18 protein-coding genes are annotated in these 18,274 nt (G+C 69.8%); 6 read left to right on the top strand and 12 right to left on the bottom strand.

Annotated elements, in window-relative coordinates; genetic code table 11:
• The first annotated feature begins 106 nt into the window (after positions 1–106).
• Positions 107–1,186, top strand: coding sequence for an oxidoreductase (locus OHA58_RS27900; RefSeq protein ID WP_405482175.1), 1,080 nt, complete (start codon positions 107–109; stop codon positions 1,184–1,186).
• A 78-nt stretch (positions 1,187–1,264) separates the two neighbouring features.
• On the opposite strand, the gene OHA58_RS27895 is transcribed toward OHA58_RS27900, so the two are convergent.
• The 9 genes from OHA58_RS27895 to OHA58_RS27855 all read right to left on the bottom strand — a co-directional run bounded on the left by OHA58_RS27895 (position 1,265) and on the right by OHA58_RS27855 (position 9,405).
• Positions 1,265–2,659 carry a hypothetical protein gene (locus OHA58_RS27895; protein ID WP_405482173.1) on the bottom strand — a complete coding sequence of 465 codons (1,395 nt, stop codon included), beginning with the start codon at positions 2,657–2,659 and terminating at the stop codon, positions 1,265–1,267.
• Positions 2,660–2,818: 159 nt separating this feature from the next.
• A complete protein-coding gene (locus OHA58_RS27890; RefSeq protein ID WP_100592412.1) occupies positions 2,819–3,151 on the bottom strand; it encodes a metal-sulfur cluster assembly factor in 333 nt (110 codons plus the stop codon).
• Entirely contained in the window at positions 3,148–3,609 is a 462-nt protein-coding gene (gene sufU / locus OHA58_RS27885; RefSeq protein WP_100592411.1) for a Fe-S cluster assembly sulfur transfer protein SufU, read from the bottom strand. The genes OHA58_RS27890 and sufU overlap by 4 nt, the downstream gene beginning before the upstream one ends.
• Before the next feature lie 16 nt (positions 3,610–3,625).
• Positions 3,626–4,882, bottom strand: a complete 1,257-nt coding sequence (locus OHA58_RS27880; RefSeq protein ID WP_100592410.1) for a cysteine desulfurase — start codon at positions 4,880–4,882, stop codon at positions 3,626–3,628.
• A complete protein-coding gene (gene sufC / locus OHA58_RS27875) occupies positions 4,879–5,643 on the bottom strand; it encodes a Fe-S cluster assembly ATPase SufC (protein ID WP_405482170.1) in 765 nt (254 codons plus the stop codon). The genes OHA58_RS27880 and sufC overlap by 4 nt, the downstream gene beginning before the upstream one ends.
• A 7-nt stretch (positions 5,644–5,650) precedes the next feature.
• A complete protein-coding gene (locus OHA58_RS27870) occupies positions 5,651–5,983 on the bottom strand; it encodes a non-heme iron oxygenase ferredoxin subunit (protein WP_405482169.1) in 333 nt (110 codons plus the stop codon).
• Entirely contained in the window at positions 5,983–7,161 is a 1,179-nt protein-coding gene (sufD, locus tag OHA58_RS27865; RefSeq protein ID WP_405482168.1) for a Fe-S cluster assembly protein SufD, read from the bottom strand. Before sufD ends, OHA58_RS27870 begins: the two co-directional genes overlap by 1 nt.
• A 61-nt stretch (positions 7,162–7,222) precedes the next feature.
• A complete protein-coding gene (gene sufB, locus OHA58_RS27860) occupies positions 7,223–8,647 on the bottom strand; it encodes a Fe-S cluster assembly protein SufB (protein WP_405482167.1) in 1,425 nt (474 codons plus the stop codon).
• Positions 8,644–9,405: a helix-turn-helix transcriptional regulator gene (locus OHA58_RS27855; RefSeq protein WP_405482166.1), complete on the bottom strand. Its 762-nt coding sequence runs from the start codon at positions 9,403–9,405 to the stop codon at positions 8,644–8,646. The genes sufB and OHA58_RS27855 overlap by 4 nt, the downstream gene beginning before the upstream one ends.
• Positions 9,406–9,577: 172 nt before the next feature.
• Between OHA58_RS27855 and OHA58_RS27850 the strand changes: the two genes are divergently transcribed.
• Genes OHA58_RS27850 through OHA58_RS27835 form a run of 4 tightly spaced genes read left to right on the top strand, consistent with a single transcriptional unit; the run spans position 9,578 to position 13,201 of the window.
• Positions 9,578–10,372, top strand: coding sequence for an aminoglycoside N(3)-acetyltransferase (locus OHA58_RS27850; RefSeq protein ID WP_405482164.1), 795 nt, complete (start codon positions 9,578–9,580; stop codon positions 10,370–10,372).
• A gap of 55 nt (positions 10,373–10,427) precedes the next feature.
• A complete protein-coding gene (locus tag OHA58_RS27845) occupies positions 10,428–11,351 on the top strand; it encodes an ABC transporter ATP-binding protein (RefSeq protein ID WP_405482163.1) in 924 nt (307 codons plus the stop codon).
• Positions 11,348–12,118, top strand: coding sequence for an ABC transporter permease (locus OHA58_RS27840; protein WP_405482162.1), 771 nt, complete (start codon positions 11,348–11,350; stop codon positions 12,116–12,118). The genes OHA58_RS27845 and OHA58_RS27840 overlap by 4 nt, the downstream gene beginning before the upstream one ends.
• Before the next feature lie 57 nt (positions 12,119–12,175).
• Entirely contained in the window at positions 12,176–13,201 is a 1,026-nt protein-coding gene (locus OHA58_RS27835; RefSeq protein WP_405482161.1) for a COX15/CtaA family protein, read from the top strand.
• A 22-nt stretch (positions 13,202–13,223) separates the two neighbouring features.
• On the opposite strand, the gene OHA58_RS27830 is transcribed toward OHA58_RS27835, so the two are convergent.
• From OHA58_RS27830 to OHA58_RS27820, 3 genes are all read right to left on the bottom strand, one after another.
• Positions 13,224–14,354, bottom strand: a complete 1,131-nt coding sequence (locus OHA58_RS27830; protein WP_405482160.1) for an amidohydrolase family protein — start codon at positions 14,352–14,354, stop codon at positions 13,224–13,226.
• A 95-nt stretch (positions 14,355–14,449) separates the two neighbouring features.
• On the bottom strand, positions 14,450–14,791 hold the full coding sequence (locus OHA58_RS27825) for a hypothetical protein (protein ID WP_405482158.1): 342 nt from the start codon (positions 14,789–14,791) through the stop codon (positions 14,450–14,452).
• Between the two features lie 95 nt (positions 14,792–14,886).
• Positions 14,887–15,840, bottom strand: coding sequence for a heme o synthase (locus OHA58_RS27820; protein ID WP_326713584.1), 954 nt, complete (start codon positions 15,838–15,840; stop codon positions 14,887–14,889).
• A gap of 312 nt (positions 15,841–16,152) precedes the next feature.
• On the opposite strand from OHA58_RS27820, the gene tkt reads away from it, so the two are divergent.
• Positions 16,153–18,255: a transketolase gene (gene tkt / locus OHA58_RS27815; protein WP_405482156.1), complete on the top strand. Its 2,103-nt coding sequence runs from the start codon at positions 16,153–16,155 to the stop codon at positions 18,253–18,255.
• Positions 18,256–18,274: the final 19 nt, after the last annotated feature.

Raw genomic sequence — 18,274 nt, 5'->3', positions numbered from 1 at the left:
GAGTGTACGCAACGTTGTGTACGGCCGTACATAGCGCGGTCGGGCTATGGTGTCGCGATCACTGTGGGGGGCCACAGGGACGAACTACTCCCGGGAGTGCGGCGAGATGACGGACATGTGGGGACAGGGGCCGGGTCAGGGACCCGGATACGGACCGGGCGGCTACGGCTGGGGCGGTGCGTGGACCCCGCCGCCGCCCCCGCCGCAGCCGGGCGTCATCCCGCTCGCCCCGCTCGGCGTCGACCGGATACTCGGCGGCGCCTTCACCACGATGCGCCGCCACGCGAAGCCGCTGTTCGGCACCGTCCTCATCGTGTACGCGGTGCTCGCCGCGCTCATGGCGGGCGCGCTGGCGCTCGCCTACGCGGCCGTCTCCGACGACGTACGGGCGCTCCTGGACCGGCACAGCGAGTTCGAGTGGAGCCACGCGCGGCCGGTGTTCACCGCGTTCGGCGTGGTGTGGGCCGTCGGCATGCTGGCGCTCACGGTCAGCACGGCGTTCATCCAGTCCGCGTGCACCGTGGTGCTGCGCGAGGCGGTGCTCGGCCGTCCCGCACGCTTCGGGGCGGTGTGGCGGCACGCCTGGTCCCGCACCCCTTCGGTACTCGGCGTGGGCCTGTTGATGGGCCTGATCGCGCTGATCCCGGCGGGCGTGGCCGTGGCGTTCCTGGTGTCGGTCTTCGTCATGCTGCTCACGCAGTCGGTCGCGCCGGTCGGCATCCTGTTCCTGCTCATGGCGGTGACGGTGCCGCTCGTGGTCTGGGTCTACGTCCTGTTCCTGTTCGGCCCGGCGGCCGCCACGCTCGAGGAGGCCGGGCCGATCCAGGCGCTACGCCGCTCGGCGCGCCTGGTGCGGGGCTCCTGGTGGCGCACGTTCGGCATCTCGCTGCTGGCCGGCGTGATCATGGTGGTTGTGTCGGCCGCGGTGCGCGTACCGCTGCAGATCGCGATGCCCGACCCGACTCCGCAGGCGTACGCGCCGGGCGAGAGCCCCTCCGACGTGTTCGAGGCTATGCTCCCGAACCTGGGTGCCGCCATGGTCCTGTCCATGGTCGGCAACCTCGTGGTGCAGCTGGTGAGTTCGGTCTTCCTGCCCCTGGTCACGTCCCTGCTCTACATCGACCAGCGCATCCGCAAGGAGGGCCTCGCCCACACGCTGGAACTCGCGTCCCGGTCGGACGCCTAGCCTCCGCCTGTCACGGTCACGGTCTGCGTCTGCCTCTGCGTCTCACTCTCCGTCTCCGCGCCCGCCGTCCGGGTGGGATCAGCCGGTGACGCCGAACCAGGTGGCCCTGGACTTCTTCCACTCCGGGTGCGTGAGGTCCTTGGCCTCGGTGCCGTCGCCGTAGAGGTCGGCGGAGCCGTTGTCGGTCAGGAGCTGTGCGCGGGCGCCGGACTGCGTCAGGTCGGGCACGCTCACCACGGCCTCCCAGCCACCGGGGTCGCTGGTCGGCAGGTCCATCCGCTTGACCGGCGCGTGTCCGGCCACGCCGTCCCACTGGTACAGGGCGTACGGGTCGGAGTTGTCGTCGGCGGCCCAGCTGCCGGCCACGATCAGGTACTGGTTCGCGGCGTTCTTGCGGATGTCGCGCACGGAGAGCCCGCCCAGGTCCAGCTCGATGGGCGTCCCGAACACGGGCTTCGTGCCGCTCGCCACGACCTTGTCGAAGTTGGTGACGGGCACGATGAGCGCCCGGCCCCCGTCCTTCGGCGGCACGAGCGGCGCGCGGAACCCGATGTACGCGGTACTGGTCGACCCGGGCGCGAATTCGAGGCCCTCGACGTTGAACCCGTCGACCTGCTTGGGCACCTGCCCGGCCTCGGTGCCGGCGGCGAACCCGTAGCGGTCCCCGTTCGCCTCGTCCCAGGCGACCAGGTCGTCCCGCAGCTTCTTGTACGCCTTGCCGTACGACAGCTGCGTCGCGGCCCCGCTGCCGCTCACGGTGGTCGTGAAGACCGTGTTCCGGGGCGACTTGTACTCGCCGTCCTTGTTGTTGCCGAGGGAGCCTGTCCAGTAGACCGTGTCGCCGACGCGCGTGGCGCCCTCGATGTCGACCTCCTTGGACACCCCGAGCTGCGAGCTGAAGTCCCAGGTCTTCACGGGCGCGCCGGAGACCGAACCACTGTAGAGGCGCAGGACGTTGGACTCGTCGTCGGCGACCAGGACGTAGCCGCCGCCCGCGTCGACGGCGGCGGACGCGTCACTGGAACCGGTGAAGTAGCGGGTGTCGGGGCCCTGTTGGACGGCGGCCGAGGCGGCGTAGTGGAGCGTCTTGGTGGCGGTCCTGCCGTCCACGCCGGTCACCTTGAGGGTGAGGTCGGTGTAGCCCCGGCCCTGCGCGGCGACGGACACCTGCCGGGTGGCGCCCGATCCGGTGACGGTGACGTTCCCCGTGCCGGCGACGGACGACTTGCTGCTCGCGGACGCGGCCACGGTCAGCGCCGACGCGTCGGCACCGCTCTGGCCGACGGTGACGGTCACGACCGGGTCGCCCGTGGCGCCGACCGCCCCGGAGACGTACTCGGCGGAGAGTGCGATCGTCGGCGTCCCGTAACTCGCGGCGCCCGCCGGGCTGTTGAGCCCCGCGAGGGCCAGCGTGAGCACTCCGCCCGTGACGGCGACGGCTCTGCGGCGGGACGGGAAGGAGATGTGCTGCATGAGGGCCTCTCATCGGGGCGGATGTCGACGAGAACCTTCGGCCACGTGCGCCAACTACAGGCGTACGCCCCGCGACCGGGGGGCGAACAGCAAACAGCACGGCCCCCCGTGCCGGGAGCACAGGGGGCCGTACAGGTATGGCAGACCGGGGAGGACCGATCAGACGTTGAAGCCGAGCGCGCGCAGCTGTTCGCGGCCCTCGTCGGTGATCTTGTCGGGGCCCCACGGCGGCATCCAGACCCAGTTGATCCGGAGCTCGTTCACGATGCCGTCGGTGGCCGACTTCGCCTGGTCCTCGATGACGTCGGTCAGCGGACAGGCCGCGGACGTCAGCGTCATGTCGATCGTGGCGATGTTGGCGTCGTCGATGTGGATGCCGTAGATCAGGCCGAGGTTGACGACGTCGATGCCCAGCTCGGGGTCGACGACGTCGTAGAGGGCCTCGCGGACCTCTTCCTCGGACGCCGGCTTGGTGGTCACAGTCTCGCTCATGCCGTCTTCCTCTCCGCGCCGTCCAGCGCCTGGGCCGTCGCGTCCTTCCACGCCATCCAGCTCAGGAGGGCGCACTTCACACGGGCCGGGTACTTGGAGACACCGGCGAACGCGACCGCGTCCTCCAGCACCTCCTCCATCGCGTCGTCGGGCTCGATCCTGCCCCGCGACTGCATCAGCTCCAGAAAGGTCTCCTGGATCTTCTGCGCCTCGGCCAGGTCCTTGCCGACGAGCAGCTCGTTCAGAACAGAGGCCGAAGCCTGGCTGATCGAGCAGCCCTGGCCCTCGTACGAGACGTCACTGATCGTCGAGCCGTCGTACTTCACGCGCAGCGTGATCTCGTCGCCGCACGTCGGATTGACGTGGTGCACCTCGGCGTCGCCATCGCGCAGACCGCGCCCGTGCGGGTGCTTGTAGTGGTCCAGGATGACGTCCTGGTACATCGAATCCAGCTTCACGTTCCCAGCCAGCCCCTCAGCCGAAGAAGTTCCGTACGTGCTCCAGGCCGTCGATCAGCGCGTCGATCTCGCCGGGCGTGGAGTACAGATAGAACGACGCTCGCGTGGTCGCAGGAATTCCGTAGCGCAGGCAGACGGGGCGGGCGCAGTGGTGACCCACGCGGACCGCGATGCCTTCCTCGTCCAGGACCTGGCCCACGTCGTGCGGGTGGATGTCACCGAGCGTGAACGAGATCGCGGCGCCGCGGTCCTCGGCCGTGGTGGGGCCGATGATCCGCAGGTCCGGGACCTCGAGCAGCCGCTTCACCGCGTACTCGGTGATCGCGTGCTCATGCTGGGCGATCTTGTCCATGCCGATCGAGGTCAGGTAGTCCACGGCCGCGCCGAGGCCGACGGCCTGGGCGATCGGGGGCGTACCCGCCTCGAACTTGTGCGGCGCCGGCGCATACGTCGACGAGTGCATGGAGACGGTCTCGATCATCTCGCCGCCGCCCAGGAAGGGCGGCAGGTCCTCGAGGAGCTCCTGGCGTCCCCACAGGACGCCGATGCCCGTCGGGCCGCACATCTTGTGACCGGTGAAGGCCACGAAGTCGGCCTGGAGCGCCTGCACGTCGAGCACCATGTGCGGGGCGGCCTGGGACGCGTCGATGAGGACGAGGGCGCCGACCTCCTGGGCGCGGCGCACGATGGCCTCGACCGGGTTGAGGGTGCCCAGGATGTTCGAGACGAGGACGAACGAGACGATCTTCGTCTTCTCGGTGATGATCTCGTCGATGTTGGAGAGGTCGAGGCGGCCGTCGTCGGTCAGCCCGAACCACCGCAGCTTCGCGCCGGTGCGCTGCGAGAGCAGCTGCCACGGCACGATGTTGGAGTGGTGCTCCATCTCCGTGATGACGATCTCGGTCTCGTGGTCCACGCGGTAGGGCTCGTCGGCCCAGCCCAGCATGTTCGCCACGAGGTTGAGCGACTCGGAGGCGTTCTTGGTGAAGATGACCTCGTCGCGGCTCGGCGCGTTGATGAAGGCCGCGACCTTGTCACGCGCACCTTCGTACAGCGCCGTGGCCTCCTCGGCGAGCACGTGCACGCCCCGGTGGACGTTGGCGTTGTGCTGTTCGTAGTACTCACTGAGCGTGTCGATGACCTGGCGCGGCGTCTGCGAGGTCGCCGCGTTGTCCAGGTACACGAGCTTCTTGCCGTCGTGAAGTACCCGGTCGAGGATCGGGAAGTCCTTGCGGATCGCCTCGGTGTCGAGGAGGCCCGGCAGCTGTGTCACGCGGATGCGCCGCCCTTCGTGTATGCCTCGTAGCCCTCGGCCTCGAGCTTGTCGGCGAGCTCGGGGCCGCCGGACTCGACGATCCTGCCCTGCGAGAAGACATGGACGAAGTCCGGCTTGATGTAGCGCAGGATGCGCGTGTAGTGCGTGATCAGCAGGGTGCCGACCTCGCCGGTCTCGCGGACGCGGTTGACGCCCTCGGAGACCTGGCGCAGCGCGTCGACGTCGAGGCCGGAGTCGGTCTCGTCGAGGATCGCGATCTTCGGCTTGAGGAGCTCCATCTGGAGGATCTCGTGGCGCTTCTTCTCACCGCCGGAGAAGCCCTCGTTCACGTTGCGCTCGGCGAAGGCCGGGTCCATCTGGAGCTGCTCCATCGCACCCTTGACCTCCTTCACCCAGGTACGCAGCTTGGGGGCCTCGCCGCGGATCGCCGTCGCCGACGTGCGCAGGAAGTTGGAGACCGAGACGCCGGGGACCTCGACCGGGTACTGCATGGCGAGGAACATGCCGGCGCGGGCGCGCTCGTCGACGGACATCTCGAGGACGTCCTCGCCGTCGAGGGTGACGGTGCCCTGGGTGATCGTGTACTTGGGGTGGCCCGCGATGGAGTAGGCGAGGGTCGACTTGCCGGAGCCGTTCGGGCCCATGATGGCGTGCGTCTCGCCCTGCTTCACGGTCAGGTCGACGCCCTTGAGGATCTCCTTGGTGGAGTTGTCGGCCTCGACGGTGACGTGCAGGTCCTTGATTTCAAGCGTTGCCATGGGTGCCTCAGGACTCCTGGGAGAGGGAGACGAGCACGTCGTCCCCTTCGATCTTTACGGGGTAAACGGGGACGGGGCGCGTCGCGGGAAGGCCGGACGGCTTGCCGGTGCGGAGGTCGAACGCGGAGCCGTGCAGCCAGCACTCGATCTGGCAGTCCTCCACCTCGCCCTCGGAGAGCGAGACGTTCGCGTGCGAGCAGATGTCGTTGATCGCGAACACCTCCCCCTCGGTGCGGACGACCGAGACCGGCGTGCCGTCGAGTTCCACCCGCTTCGGGGTGTCCTCCTCCAGCTCGCTCAAGCCGCAGACCCGAGTGAATCGGGCACGGTCGAAGGCCATCAGACGGAAGCCTCCAGCTCGGCCTCGATCTTGTTGAGCAGCCGCTCCTGGACGTCCGGCAGGCCGATCTTCTGGATCAGCTCGGCGAAGAAGCCGCGGACCACGAGGCGACGGGCCTCGTCGGCCGGGATCCCGCGCGAGCGCAGGTAGAAGAGCTGCTCGTCGTCGAAGCGGCCGGTGGCCGAGGCGTGGCCGGCGCCGACGATCTCGCCGGTCTCGATCTCCAGGTTCGGGACCGAGTCCACGCGGGCGCCGTCGGTCAGCACGAGGTTGCGGTTCAGCTCGTACGTGTCGGTGCCCTCGGCGGTGGCCTCGATGAGGACGTCGCCGATCCAGACGGCGTGCGCGTCCTGGCCCTGGAGCGCGCCCTTGTAGGCGACGTTCGACTTGCAGTGCGGGGCGGCGTGGTCGACCAGGAGGCGGTGCTCCTGGTGCTGGCCGGCGTCGGTGACGTACAGGCCGAGCAGCTCGGCCTCGCCGCCGCTGCCCGCGTAGTTGACGCGCGGGTGCAGGCGGACGAGGTCACCGCCGAAGGTGACGACGACAGACTTGAAGGAGGCGTCGCGGCCGATCAGCGCGTTGTGCTGCGCGACGTGGACGGCCTTCTCGTCCCAGTCCTGCACGGAGACGACGGTCAGCTTGGCGCCGTCGCCGAGCAGGTAGTCGACGTTGGCGGCGAGCACCGCGTCACCGGTGTGGTCGATGACCACGACGGCCTCGGCGAACGCGCCGAGCTCGATGACCTGGTGCGCGAAGGCCGTACCGCCCTCGCCGTGCACAGCGATGCGAATGGGCTCCGTGAGCACCGTCTCCTTGGGGACGGACACGACCGAGGCCTTCTCGAAGGACGAGAACGCCTGGGCGGCGACGCGGTCCACCGGCTTGCCGGCCTTGCCGACGCGGGCGTCGTCGCGCCCGACGGTCTCCTGGGTGACGCCCGCGGGGGCGCTCACCTCGACGCGGAGGCCGCCCTGGGCGACCGCCGTCCCGTCGTGCAGCCCGCGCAGCCGCTCGAGCGGCGTGAACCGCCACTCCTCCTCACGGCCGTGCGGGACGGGGAAGTCCGCGACGTCGTAGGACGGGGGCGCGCTCATGCGCGTGGCGACGGTCGACTCCGCGGCCACCGCGATCGAGCCGGAGGTGGTGGAACCCACCGGGATGTTCTGAGCCTCAGCCATGGCTGTCGTTGTGCTCTCTTCCTACGTCAAGAAATCTGGCGGCTGCTTTTCGGGCGGCGGGTCAGCCGACCGCGCCTTCCATCTGCAGCTCGATCAGCCGGTTGAGCTCGAGGGCGTACTCCATGGGCAGCTCCTTCGCGATCGGCTCGACGAAGCCGCGCACGATCATGGCCATCGCCTCGAACTCCGTCATACCGCGGCTCATCAGGTAGAAGAGCTGGTCGTCGGAGACCTTGGAGACGGTCGCCTCGTGGCCCATGGACACGTCGTCCTCACGGACGTCGACGTACGGGTACGTGTCGGAGCGGGAGATCGTGTCGACGAGCAGCGCGTCGCACAGCACGTTCGACTTCGAGCCGTGGGCGCCCTCGCCGATCTCGACCAGACCGCGGTACGAGGTACGGCCGCCGCCACGGGCCACCGACTTCGACACGATGTTGGAGGAGGTGTTGGGCGCCATGTGGACCATCTTGGAGCCGGCGTCCTGGTGCTGCCCCTCGCCTGCGAAGGCGATGGACAGGGTCTCGCCCTTGGCGTGCTCGCCCATCAGGTAGACGGCCGGGTACTTCATGGTGACCTTGGAACCGATGTTGCCGTCGATCCACTCCATGGTCGCGCCCTCGTACGCCACGGCGCGCTTGGTGACCAGGTTGTAGACGTTGTTCGACCAGTTCTGGATGGTCGTGTAACGGCAGCGGGCGCCCTTCTTCACGATGATCTCGACCACCGCGGAGTGCAGGGAGTCCGACTGGTAGATCGGCGCCGTGCAGCCCTCGACGTAGTGGACGTAGGCGTCCTCGTCGACGATGATCAGCGTCCGCTCGAACTGGCCCATGTTCTCCGTGTTGATACGGAAGTAGGCCTGGAGCGGGATCTCGACGTGCACGCCCTTGGGGACGTAGATGAAGGATCCGCCGGACCACACGGCCGTGTTCAGCGACGCGAACTTGTTGTCGCCGACCGGGATGACCGTGCCGAAGTACTCCTTGAAGAGCTCCGGGTGCTCCTTCAGGGCCGTGTCGGTGTCCAGGAAGATGACGCCCTGCTCCTCCAGGTCCTCGCGGATCTGGTGGTAGACGACCTCGGACTCGTACTGGGCCGCGACACCGGCGACGAGGCGCTGCTTCTCCGCCTCGGGGATGCCGAGCTTGTCGTACGTGTTCTTGATGTCCTCGGGCAGGTCCTCCCAGGACTGGGCCTGCTTCTCGGTGGACCGCACGAAGTACTTGATGTTGTCGAAGTCGATGCCCGACAGGTCCGAGCCCCAGTTCGGCATGGGCTTCTTGTCGAAGAGGCGCAGGCCCTTGAGGCGGAGCTTGGTCATCCATTCCGGCTCGGACTTCTTGCCCGAGATGTCGCGGACGACGCCCTCGTTGATGCCGCGCTTGGCAGAGGCACCGGCGGCGTCGGAGTCGGCCCAGCCGTATTCGTACTTGCCCAGACCCTCGAGCTCGGGGTGGGCAGTCTCCTCGATGGGGAGCGTCATGCGGGGTTCCTCCCGGCGGTGCTTGCAGATGCGTTTGTGTCGTTTTTTGGGGCGGTGGACTTGGGTGCGATCTTCGGAATGAAGGTCGTACACACCCCGTCGCCGTGGGCGATGGTGGCCAGCCGCTGCACATGTGTGCCGAGCAGCTGGGAGAAGATCTCGGTCTCCGCCTCGCACAGCTGCGGGAACTGCTCGGCGACGTGTGCGACCGGGCAGTGGTGCTGACACAGCTGCTCGCCGACCGGTGCGCTTCGCGCCGTAGCAGCGTACCCGTCGGCACTCAGGGCCTTGGCGAGGGCTTCCGCACGCTCCTCGGGGGCGGCGGACTCGACGGCCGCCCGGTACGCCCCGGCCTGCTCGGCGATCCTGGCGCGGGCGAAGGCGATGACGGCTTCCTCCCCGCCCTCGCGCTGCGCGATCCAGCGCAGGGCGTCGGCGGCGAGCGTGTCGTACGACTGGTCGAAGGCGTCCCGGCCGCAGTCCGTCAGGGCGAACACCTTGGCGGGGCGGCCGCGCGTACGGGCTCCGTAGATCTTCTGTTCACGTGCTTCGACGACCTCGTCGGCGGCCAGCGCGTCCAGGTGGCGGCGCACGGCGGCCTGAGTGAGACCGAGGCGGCCGGCCAGATCGGCGACGGTGGACGGGCCGTGGTCCAGGATGGAGCGGGCGACCCGGTTGCGCGTCGAGCGCTCACCGGTCGCGATCTCCTCCTGCGGGGCTCCCTGGGGAGCCTCCTGAGCCTCGCCGACGTATTTCACAACGCCATTGTTGCGTAATTCCTCAAGGCCTGACAAGCGGGGTCCGGAACGATCTCCGGTGCACTGCATCACTTAGGCAGACCTAAGTAGACCCCGCGGCTGACCTGCGAAAACGATCTTTGATCGATCAATTCGGTGGTGCCGCCACGCCCTTCCGAGGAGACTGCGGGCCATGCCCGTACCCCCTCCCACCGGCCCACTTGTCACACGCGGCACCCTCGTCACCGACCTGCGCGCCCTCGGCGTCCGCCCCGGCGAGACCCTCCTCCTGCACTCCTCCCTCAGCGCGCTCGGCTGGGTCTGCGGAGGGGCCGTTTCCGTGGTCCAGGGTCTGCTCGACGCGCTTGGCCCGAACGGGACGCTCACCGTCCCCACGCAGACCGGCAGCAACTCCGACCCCGCCCGGTGGCGCAGGCCTCCGGTACCTGAGGAGTGGTGGGCCGAGATCCGCGCGTCGATGCCTGCGTACGACCCGGCCGTCACGCCCGGTGACGGCATGGGCGCGATCGCCGAGACCGTGCGCCGCTGGCCGGGGGCCCTGCGCAGCGCGCACCCGCAGACGTCGTTCGCGGCGCTCGGGCCGCGGGCCGCCGCGATCACGGACGGCCACGCCACCGACTGCTCCCTCGGCGAGCACAGTCCGCTGGCCCGCCTGGAGGAACACGACGCGCGCGTGCTCCTCCTCGGCACGACCTTCGCCACGTGTACGTCGTTCCATCTCGCCGAGTACCGGAACGCCTCCCCAAGGACAGAGATGGGACGCGCGGTCCGCACCCCCGACGGCCGGCGCTGGGAGACGGTGACCGACGTCGACGTCAGCGCGGACGGCTTCGACGAACTCGGGGCGGCCTTCGCCCGCGACTGCGGGGTCGTCCGCGGGCGGGTCGGCGCGGCCGACGCCCTGCTCTTCCCCGTGGCCGACGCCGTCGCGTACGCCGAGGGATGGCTGGCGAGGCACCGGTCCTGAGCGCCATGGGCCCCGCCCGCCGGGGCCGCGCGGCGCGTCCCTAGACTTGGCGCTCATGCGAAGCGAGCCCGTCGTCCGGATCCAGAGTCTGGTCAAGCGGTACGGAACCAAGACCGCGGTCGACGGCCTCGATCTGGAGGCCTCGGCCGGCATCACCGCCGTCCTCGGCCCCAACGGCGCCGGAAAGACCACCACGATCGAAACCTGCGAGGGCTACCGCCGTCCCGACGCGGGAACGGTCCGGGTCCTCGGCCTGGATCCCGTCGGCCAGTCCGGCGAACTGCGCCCCCGGATCGGCGTCATGCTCCAGTCCGGAGGCGTCTACTCCGGCGCCCGCGCGGACGAGATGCTGCGCCATGTGGCGAAGCTCCACGCGCACCCCCTGGACGTGGACGCGCTCATCGAGCGCCTTGGCCTCGGCAGCTGCGGCCGCACCACGTACCGCAGGCTCTCCGGCGGTCAGCAGCAGCGCCTCGCGCTCGCCATGGCCGTCGTCGGCCGCCCCGAGCTCGTCTTCCTGGACGAGCCGACCGCCGGCCTCGACCCGCAGGCACGCCGCGCGACCTGGGACCTCGTACGGGATCTGCGGGCCGACGGCGTCTCCGTCATCCTCACCACGCACCACATGGACGAGGCGGAGGCACTCTCCGACGACGTCGCGATCATCGACGCGGGCCGCGTCATCGCGCAGGGCTCCCCCGAGCAGCTGTGCCGGGGCGGCGCCGAGAACACCCTGCGCTTCTCCGGACGCCCCGGCCTCGACGTCGCCTCGCTCCTCAAGGCCCTCCCGACGGAGTCCGCGGCCGCCGAGCTCACCCCGGGCTCCTACCGCGTGAGCGGCGAGGTCGACCCGCAGCTGCTCGCCACGGTGACGTCGTGGTGCGCGCAGCACGGTGTGATGCCGGAGAAGATCTCGGTCGAACGCCACACCCTCGAAGACGTCTTTCTGGAAATGACCGGCAGGGAGCTGCGCGGATGAGTGTCGCCGGTACGTACATGCCGAAGTCGGGGGCCGCGCCGCTGTCCCGCATGATCGGCGCGCAGGCCGTCCTCGAGACGAAGATGCTGCTGCGCAACGGTGAGCAGCTGCTGCTCACCGTCATCATCCCCACCCTGCTGCTCGTCCTGTTCAGCGCGGTCGACATCGTCGACACGGGCGACGGGAAGGCCGTGGACTTCCTGACCCCGGGCATCCTCGCGCTCGCCGTGATGTCGACCGCCTTCACCGGCCAGGCCATCGCGACGGGCTTCGAGCGCCGCTACGGCGTGCTCAAGCTGCTCGCGTCCTCGCCGCTGCCGCGCTGGGCCCTGATGACGGCGAAGACGCTGTCCGTGCTGGTCACCGAGGTTCTCCAGGTGATCCTCGTAACGGTGATCGCCTTCGCGCTCGGCTGGTCCCCGCACGGCAACCCGCTCGCGGCACTGCTCCTGCTCGTCCTCGGCACGGCCGCGTTCTCCGGGCTCGGCCTGCTGATGGCGGGCACGCTCAAGGCGGAGGCGACACTGGCCGCCGCGAACCTGGTCTTCCTGCTCCTGCTCGTCGGCGGCGGCGTCATCGTGCCGCTCGACAAGTTCCCGGACGCGGCCCAGTCCGTCCTCGGCCTGCTGCCGATCTCGGCGCTCTCCGACGGGCTGCGGGACGTTCTCCAGCACGGCGCTGCGATGCCGTGGGGCGACCTCGGGATCCTCGCGGTCTGGGCAGTCCTCGGCCTGGGCGCCGCGGCGCGCTTCTTCCGCTGGGAGTAGTCCGTACGGCACGTGCGGGGCGTCACAATCGTCCCGGATCGGCCCCCTCGTGAAGGCATGCACAAGCGGCGCCCTACGATGGGCCCCGTGCCAAACGTGACCCCGGCCGACGCCGCCCAAGCCGTGCGCAACCCGCTCGCCTTCATCGCCGAACGCTGGACCCCCGCTCAGCGGACGGTCCGGCGCGCCGCGCTCTCCGCCGTCGTCATGACGGTGGTCATCGTGGTCACCGGCGGCGCGGTGCGCCTGACCGGCTCGGGCCTCGGCTGCCCGACGTGGCCCAAGTGCACCGACCAGTCCCTCACCGCGACGAGCGAGATGGGCTTCCACGGAGCCATCGAGTTCGGCAACCGCATGCTGACGTACGTCCTGTGCGCCGCGGTCGGCTGGGCGATCATCGCCGCCCGTTCGCAGAAGCCGTGGCGGCGCGGCCTGACCCGGCTCGGCTGGACCCAGTTCTGGCTCGTCATGGGCAACGCCGTCCTCGGCGGCATCGTCGTCCTCGTCGGCCTCAACCCGTACACGGTCGCGGCCCACTTCCTGCTGTCCACCGCGCTGATCGCGGTCGCCACGGTGATGTGGCAGCGCACCCGTGAGGGTGACGCCGAGCCGCGTCCCCTCGTCGGCAAGGCGGTACGGCAGCTCGTCTGGATCCTGACGGCGGCCACGGTGGCGCTGATCATGGTCGGCACGGTGGTGACGGGCTCGGGCCCGCACGCCGGCGACTCCAGCGACGTGGCGCGCATGCCGCTCGACTGGGAGACCATCAGCAAGGCGCACGCGGTCCTGGCCTGGATCGTGGTGACGCTGACGTTCGCCCTGTGGTTCGTCCTCAAGGCGGTCGACGCCCCCAAGGGCCCCCTGCACCGCACCCGCGACCTGTTCCTCGTACTGCTCGCGCAGGGCGTCATCGGCTACGTCCAGTACTTCACCGACCTGCCCGAGGTCCTCGTCGGCCTGCACATGCTGGGCTCGGCCCTCGTGTGGATCGGGGTCCTGCGGGTCCTGCTGTCGCTGCGGGAGCGCCCGCTGGGCACGCCGGAGGTCCCGGCCCAGGCGGACCCGGCCCTCTCCCGCGTCTGAACCGAACAGCCCGTGGCCCGGGTCAGCCGCCCCGCGCGGCGCCCGTGCCGCTGAGGCCGTAGACCCGGTGGGCCGTCACCGAGCCGATCATCCCGGCGACCCGCTGCGCGTCCGCGAGCGACCACGCGCCCTCCGCGACCCAGCCGCCGAGCACCCGCCCGAGCGCCTCGCGGAACAGCCGCGCCCCCACCACATGCAGCTCCGGCAGGCCGTGCGCGCCGCTTGAGAACAGCAGCTTGCCGAACGGGGCGAGTTCGAGGATCTCCGCGAGTACCGCCGCCGCGCGGGCCCCGGTACGGGCGAGCGCCGGGCCGAGGTCCGCGTACACGTGCGGGAAGATGCCGGCGAGGTGCGCCGCGTGCCGGTGGTACGGGTAGCCGTGCAGCAGGATCAGGTCGGTGCCGAGTCCCGCCGTGGCGCGGGCGAAGTCGGTGAGCAGGACCGGGTCGGTGCGGTCGAGGCGCAGGCCGGGTTCGCCGAGGCCCGCGTGGAGTTGCAGCGGCCGGCCCGAGGCCACCGCGATCCACAGAAGGTGGCGAAGGAGCACGGGGTCGGTGAGGGGTCCGCCGACGCGGCGGGCGGCGAGCCAGCGCCCCGCCGCCCCCCGTACTTCGCCGGGTCCCGGCGGTTGTGGCGCGAGCGCGAGGCCGTGCCGTACGCCCGCCACGGAGGTGAACGCGACGGCGTTCGCGGCGGCGGCGTGCACGGACTCGGCGAGGTTGGCGAGGAACGACTCGACGGTGCCCGAGGTGTCGGCGACCTGCTCGGCGAGGAGTTCGAGGCGGACGATCTCGTGCGCGTCGGCGTCGCCCGCCGAGGCCATCTCGCGCGGCCCGGTGAGGTCGCCCGGCAGTCCCGTGTCGACCAGATACGTGGTGATGCCGCTGCCCCGCAGCAGTCTGCGGCCCGACTCCACGACGCCCAGCTCGCGGCGGCGCGCGAGGTAGCGGGCGGGTGGGCAGTGCGGCTCGAGGCCGAGGAGCGGCGGACACCAGCGGCGTACGGCGAAGCCGGTCTGGGTGTCGAAGAAGGTGGTGCCGGGGGCGGGCGGGCGGTCGCCCCGGCCGAGATGGGCCTCGAACGTGCCGAGGCCGAGTTCCGTCCGCAGTACCCCGTGGCAGTACTGGTCCACGAGGGATGGCGTATCGATCATCCGGGCTCCCGTAGATGGACCGTGCTTCTACGGTCCTAACGGGTGAAACCCGCGTCAGGTGTTGGTCTCGTACACCTGACGCATTGGACGGGCGGCTACTTGTTGCTCGGGCCCTGGATGCCCGCCATGCGGGTCCACTCGTACGGTCCGGTCTTCACCTTGGCGGCCATTTCGCCGTCGAAGTCCTCGCGGACGGTGATCCCGGCCTTCTCGACGGCCTTGCGGGCGATGGCGTCGGAAGGTGCCACGAGGTTGCCCCAGCCGCCGTCCTCGCCGACGAGCGCGATGAGCGTGCCGCGCTCCCCGAGGTACGCGAGCTGCCCCTCGGCCCCGCCGTGCTGCTTGGAGAACGTCCCGATCTCCCGGGCGAGCCGGGCGGCCCTGCGCTCGTCCTTCGCCGCCGGCTTCGGGTCGTCAACCGCTTGAGTGTCTGCCATGGACAGGATGCTACTGAGAGGTAGATCAACTGGCGACGGGCGGGGGGCGTGGCCTTGGCCACTCCCCCCGCCCGTCGGAAAGGTTCCTGGGTGGGTCAGCGCAGGAAGGGGTCCACCGCGACCGCCACGAAGAGGATCGAGACGTAGGTGATCGACCAGTGGAACAGGCGCATCTCCTTGAGCTTCGCGCCCGCCACCTCGGCCTTGGCCCGGTTCTGCAGCCCGTGCGCCTCCCACAGCCAGAACCCGCCGGCGAGCAGGGCGACCGCGGTGTAGAACCAGCCGGTGTAGCCGAGCGGCGTCAGGAGCAGGGAGACGGCGACCATCACCCAGCTGTAGATGACGATCTGCTTCGCGACCACCTTGTTCGAGGCGATGACGGGCAGCATCGGCACGCCCACGCGCGCGTAGTCGTCCTTGACCTTCATGGACAGCGGCCAGTAGTGCGGCGGCGTCCAGAAGAACATGACGAGGAAGAGGATGACCGGGGCCCACGACATCGAGTTCGTGACCGCGGACCAGCCGATGAGGACCGGCAGGCAGCCGGCGATGCCGCCCCAGACGATGTTCTGCGAGGTGCGGCGCTTCAGGATCATCGTGTAGACGACCACATAGAAGAGGAGCGCGCCGAGCGAGAGCCAGGCGGACAGCCAGTTGACGGTCAGCCCGAACAGCAGCGTGGAGATGACCGCGAGGGCGATGCCGAAGGCGAGACACTCCCGGGGGCTGACCATTCCGGTGACCAGTGGACGCTGCGACGTGCGCTCCATGAGCGCGTCGATGTCACGGTCGATGTACATGTTCAGCGCGTTGGCGCCGCCCGCGGAGAGGTAGCCGCCGAGGCAGGTGAGGAACACCAGCTTCAGGTCCGGCACACCCTGCTGCGCGAGGAACATGACCGGAACCGTGGTGATCAGCAGCAGTTCGATGATCCGCGGCTTGGTCAGCGCCACGAATGCCTTGACCCGGGCCCCGAACGGCCGTTGGCTCGGGCTGATGCTCGTCCCGAGTTGCCCCGCTGGACGGGATTCGACGGCCGTCACGCACACCCCTGACAGAGACTCCCAGCAAGCCCCCGGATGTGAAGTCCCGGTAAAGGCTCGCGCGTACCACGCCACTGTAGACGTTGCCTATACCTGGCTCTTCGTGGGGGTGGGTTCGTGTTTCGGAGCACCCCAGATGAGCGGTCGCGCATTCACTTGTCGAGCGGCGCGGATGCCTGTCAGGAGGCGGATTCCGGCACGGCCCGGCAGTCTGGATTGAGTCGAAAAAATGCGCGTACTCGCAGGGGTAGGCTCGACAACAGCCGGTGAGCCCATCATCACCGGCATTCGACATGTGGAGAGGAGCCCTGACCCAGGGTGAGCACCAAGCCGACCACCACAGACCTCCAGTGGACCGAGTTGGACCAGCGGGCCGTTGACACCGCTCGTGTCCTGGCCGCGGACGCCGTACAGAAGGTCGGTAACGGCCATCCGGGTACGGCGATGAGCCTGGCACCGGCCGCGTACACCCTCTTTCAGAAGGTGATGCGGCACGACCCGGCGGACGCCGACTGGGTCGGGCGCGACCGGTTCGTACTGTCCGCGGGACACTCGTCCCTGACCCTTTACATCCAGCTGTACCTGGCCGGTTTCGGTCTCCAGCTCGATGACCTGAAGGCGTTCCGCACCTGGGGCAGCAAGACCCCGGGGCACCCGGAGTACGGGCACACCACGGGCGTGGAGACGACGACCGGGCCGCTCGGCCAGGGTGTCGCCAACGCCGTGGGCATGGCGATGGCCGCCCGTTTCGAGCGCGGACTGTTCGACCCGGAGGCGGCCCCCGGCACCTCCCCGTTCGACCACCACATCTTCGCGATCTCCGGCGACGGCTGCCTCCAGGAGGGCATCTCCGCCGAGGCGTCCTCGATGGCCGGGCACCAGAAGCTCGGGAACCTGGTCCTGCTGTGGGACGACAACCACATCTCGATCGAGGGTGACACGGAGACCGCGGTCTCCGAGGACACCGTGAAGCGGTACGAGGCCTACGGCTGGCACGTGCAGCGCGTGGAGCCGAAGGAGAACGGCGACCTGGACCCGGCGGCCCTGTTCGCCGCGATCGAGGCCGCGAAGGCCGAGACGGAGCGTCCGTCCTTCATCGCGATGCGCTCGATCATCGCCTGGCCCGCGCCGAACGCGCAGAACACCGAGGCCGCGCACGGCTCGGCGCTCGGCGACGACGAGGTCGCGGCCACCAAGCGTGTGCTCGGCTTCGACCCGGAGAAGTCGTTCGAGGTCGCCGACGAGGTCATCGCGCACACGCGTGAGGCCCTGGACCGCGGTCGCGAGGCGAAGGCCGAGTGGGAGAAGTCGTACGCCGCCTGGCGCACGGCCAACCCGCAGCGCGCCGCCGAGTACGACCGCATCGAGGCGACCGACCTGCCCGAGGGCTGGGAGTCGCACCTGCCGACCTTCGAGACCGGCAAGGGTGTCGCCACCCGCGCCGCGTCCGGCAAGGTCCTCCAGGCGCTCGGCCCGGTCATCCCCGAGCTGTGGGGCGGCTCCGCCGACCTGGCGGGCTCGAACAACACGACGATCGACAAGACGTCGTCGTTCCTGCCGGCGGACAACCCGCTGCCGGAGGCCGACCCGTACGGCCGCACGATCCACTTCGGCATCCGCGAGCACTCGATGGCCGCCGAGATGAACGGCATCGCGCTGCACGGCAACACCCGTATCTACGGCGGCACCTTCCTGGTGTTCTCCGACTACATGCGCAACTCGGTCCGCCTGTCGGCCCTGATGCACCTGCCGGTCACGTACGTGTGGACGCACGACTCGATCGGTCTGGGCGAGGACGGTCCGACGCACCAGCCGGTCGAGCACCTGGCGGCGCTGCGCGCGATCCCCGGTCTGAACGTCGTCCGCCCCGCGGACGCCAACGAGACCGTGATCGCCTGGCGCGAGATCCTCAAGCGGTACACGAAGGTGTTCGGCAAGGGCGCTCCGCACGGCCTCGTGCTGACCCGTCAGGGCGTGCCGACGTACGAGGCGAACGAGGACGCGGCCAAGGGCGGTTACGTCCTGCTCGACGCCGAAGGGCCCGAAGGGCAGAGCGCCGCGCCGCAGGTGATCCTCATCGGTACCGGTTCCGAGGTGCAGCTCGCCGTCGAGGCGCGTGAGCAGCTTCAGGCCGAGGGGATCCCGACGCGGGTCGTGTCCATGCCGTCGGTGGAGTGGTTCGACGAGCAGGACCAGGACTACAAGGACTCGGTCCTGTCGCCGTCGGTCAAGGCGCGCGTCGCGGTCGAGGCCGGTATCGGTCTGACGTGGCACCGCTTCGTCGGTGACGCCGGACGGATTGTTTCGCTGGAGCACTTCGGTGCTTCCGCCGACGGCAAGGTCCTCTTCCGGGAGTTCGGCTTCACTGGTGACGCCGTGGCCGCGGCCGCCCGGGAATCCCTCGCCGCAGCCCAGCGCTGACGCTCATATACGACACGTA

Origin of the sequence: Streptomyces sp. NBC_00009 (assembly GCF_045040855.1) — a bacterium.
Lineage (GTDB): Bacteria > Actinomycetota > Actinomycetes > Streptomycetales > Streptomycetaceae > Streptomyces > Streptomyces aureus.
This window is presented reverse-complemented; position numbering and strand designations above follow the sequence as displayed.

Bases quoted from the DNA above. Each gene is read 5' to 3' on its own strand.
- OHA58_RS27900 (WP_405482175.1), top strand. From the start codon at position 107: ATGACGGACATGTGGGGACAGGGGCCGGGTCAGGGACCCGGATACGGA.
- OHA58_RS27895 (WP_405482173.1), bottom strand. From the start codon at position 2,659: ATGCAGCACATCTCCTTCCCGTCCCGCCGCAGAGCCGTCGCCGTCACG.
- OHA58_RS27890 (WP_100592412.1), bottom strand. From the start codon at position 3,151: ATGAGCGAGACTGTGACCACCAAGCCGGCGTCCGAGGAAGAGGTCCGC.
- sufC (WP_405482170.1), bottom strand. From the start codon at position 5,643: ATGGCAACGCTTGAAATCAAGGACCTGCACGTCACCGTCGAGGCCGAC.
- OHA58_RS27870 (WP_405482169.1), bottom strand. From the start codon at position 5,983: ATGGCCTTCGACCGTGCCCGATTCACTCGGGTCTGCGGCTTGAGCGAG.
- sufD (WP_405482168.1), bottom strand. From the start codon at position 7,161: ATGGCTGAGGCTCAGAACATCCCGGTGGGTTCCACCACCTCCGGCTCG.
- sufB (WP_405482167.1), bottom strand. From the start codon at position 8,647: ATGACGCTCCCCATCGAGGAGACTGCCCACCCCGAGCTCGAGGGTCTG.
- OHA58_RS27850 (WP_405482164.1), top strand. From the start codon at position 9,578: ATGCCCGTACCCCCTCCCACCGGCCCACTTGTCACACGCGGCACCCTC.
- OHA58_RS27845 (WP_405482163.1), top strand. From the start codon at position 10,428: ATGCGAAGCGAGCCCGTCGTCCGGATCCAGAGTCTGGTCAAGCGGTAC.
- OHA58_RS27840 (WP_405482162.1), top strand. From the start codon at position 11,348: ATGAGTGTCGCCGGTACGTACATGCCGAAGTCGGGGGCCGCGCCGCTG.
- OHA58_RS27835 (WP_405482161.1), top strand. From the start codon at position 12,176: ATGCACAAGCGGCGCCCTACGATGGGCCCCGTGCCAAACGTGACCCCG.
- OHA58_RS27830 (WP_405482160.1), bottom strand. From the start codon at position 14,354: ATGATCGATACGCCATCCCTCGTGGACCAGTACTGCCACGGGGTACTG.
- OHA58_RS27825 (WP_405482158.1), bottom strand. From the start codon at position 14,791: ATGGCAGACACTCAAGCGGTTGACGACCCGAAGCCGGCGGCGAAGGAC.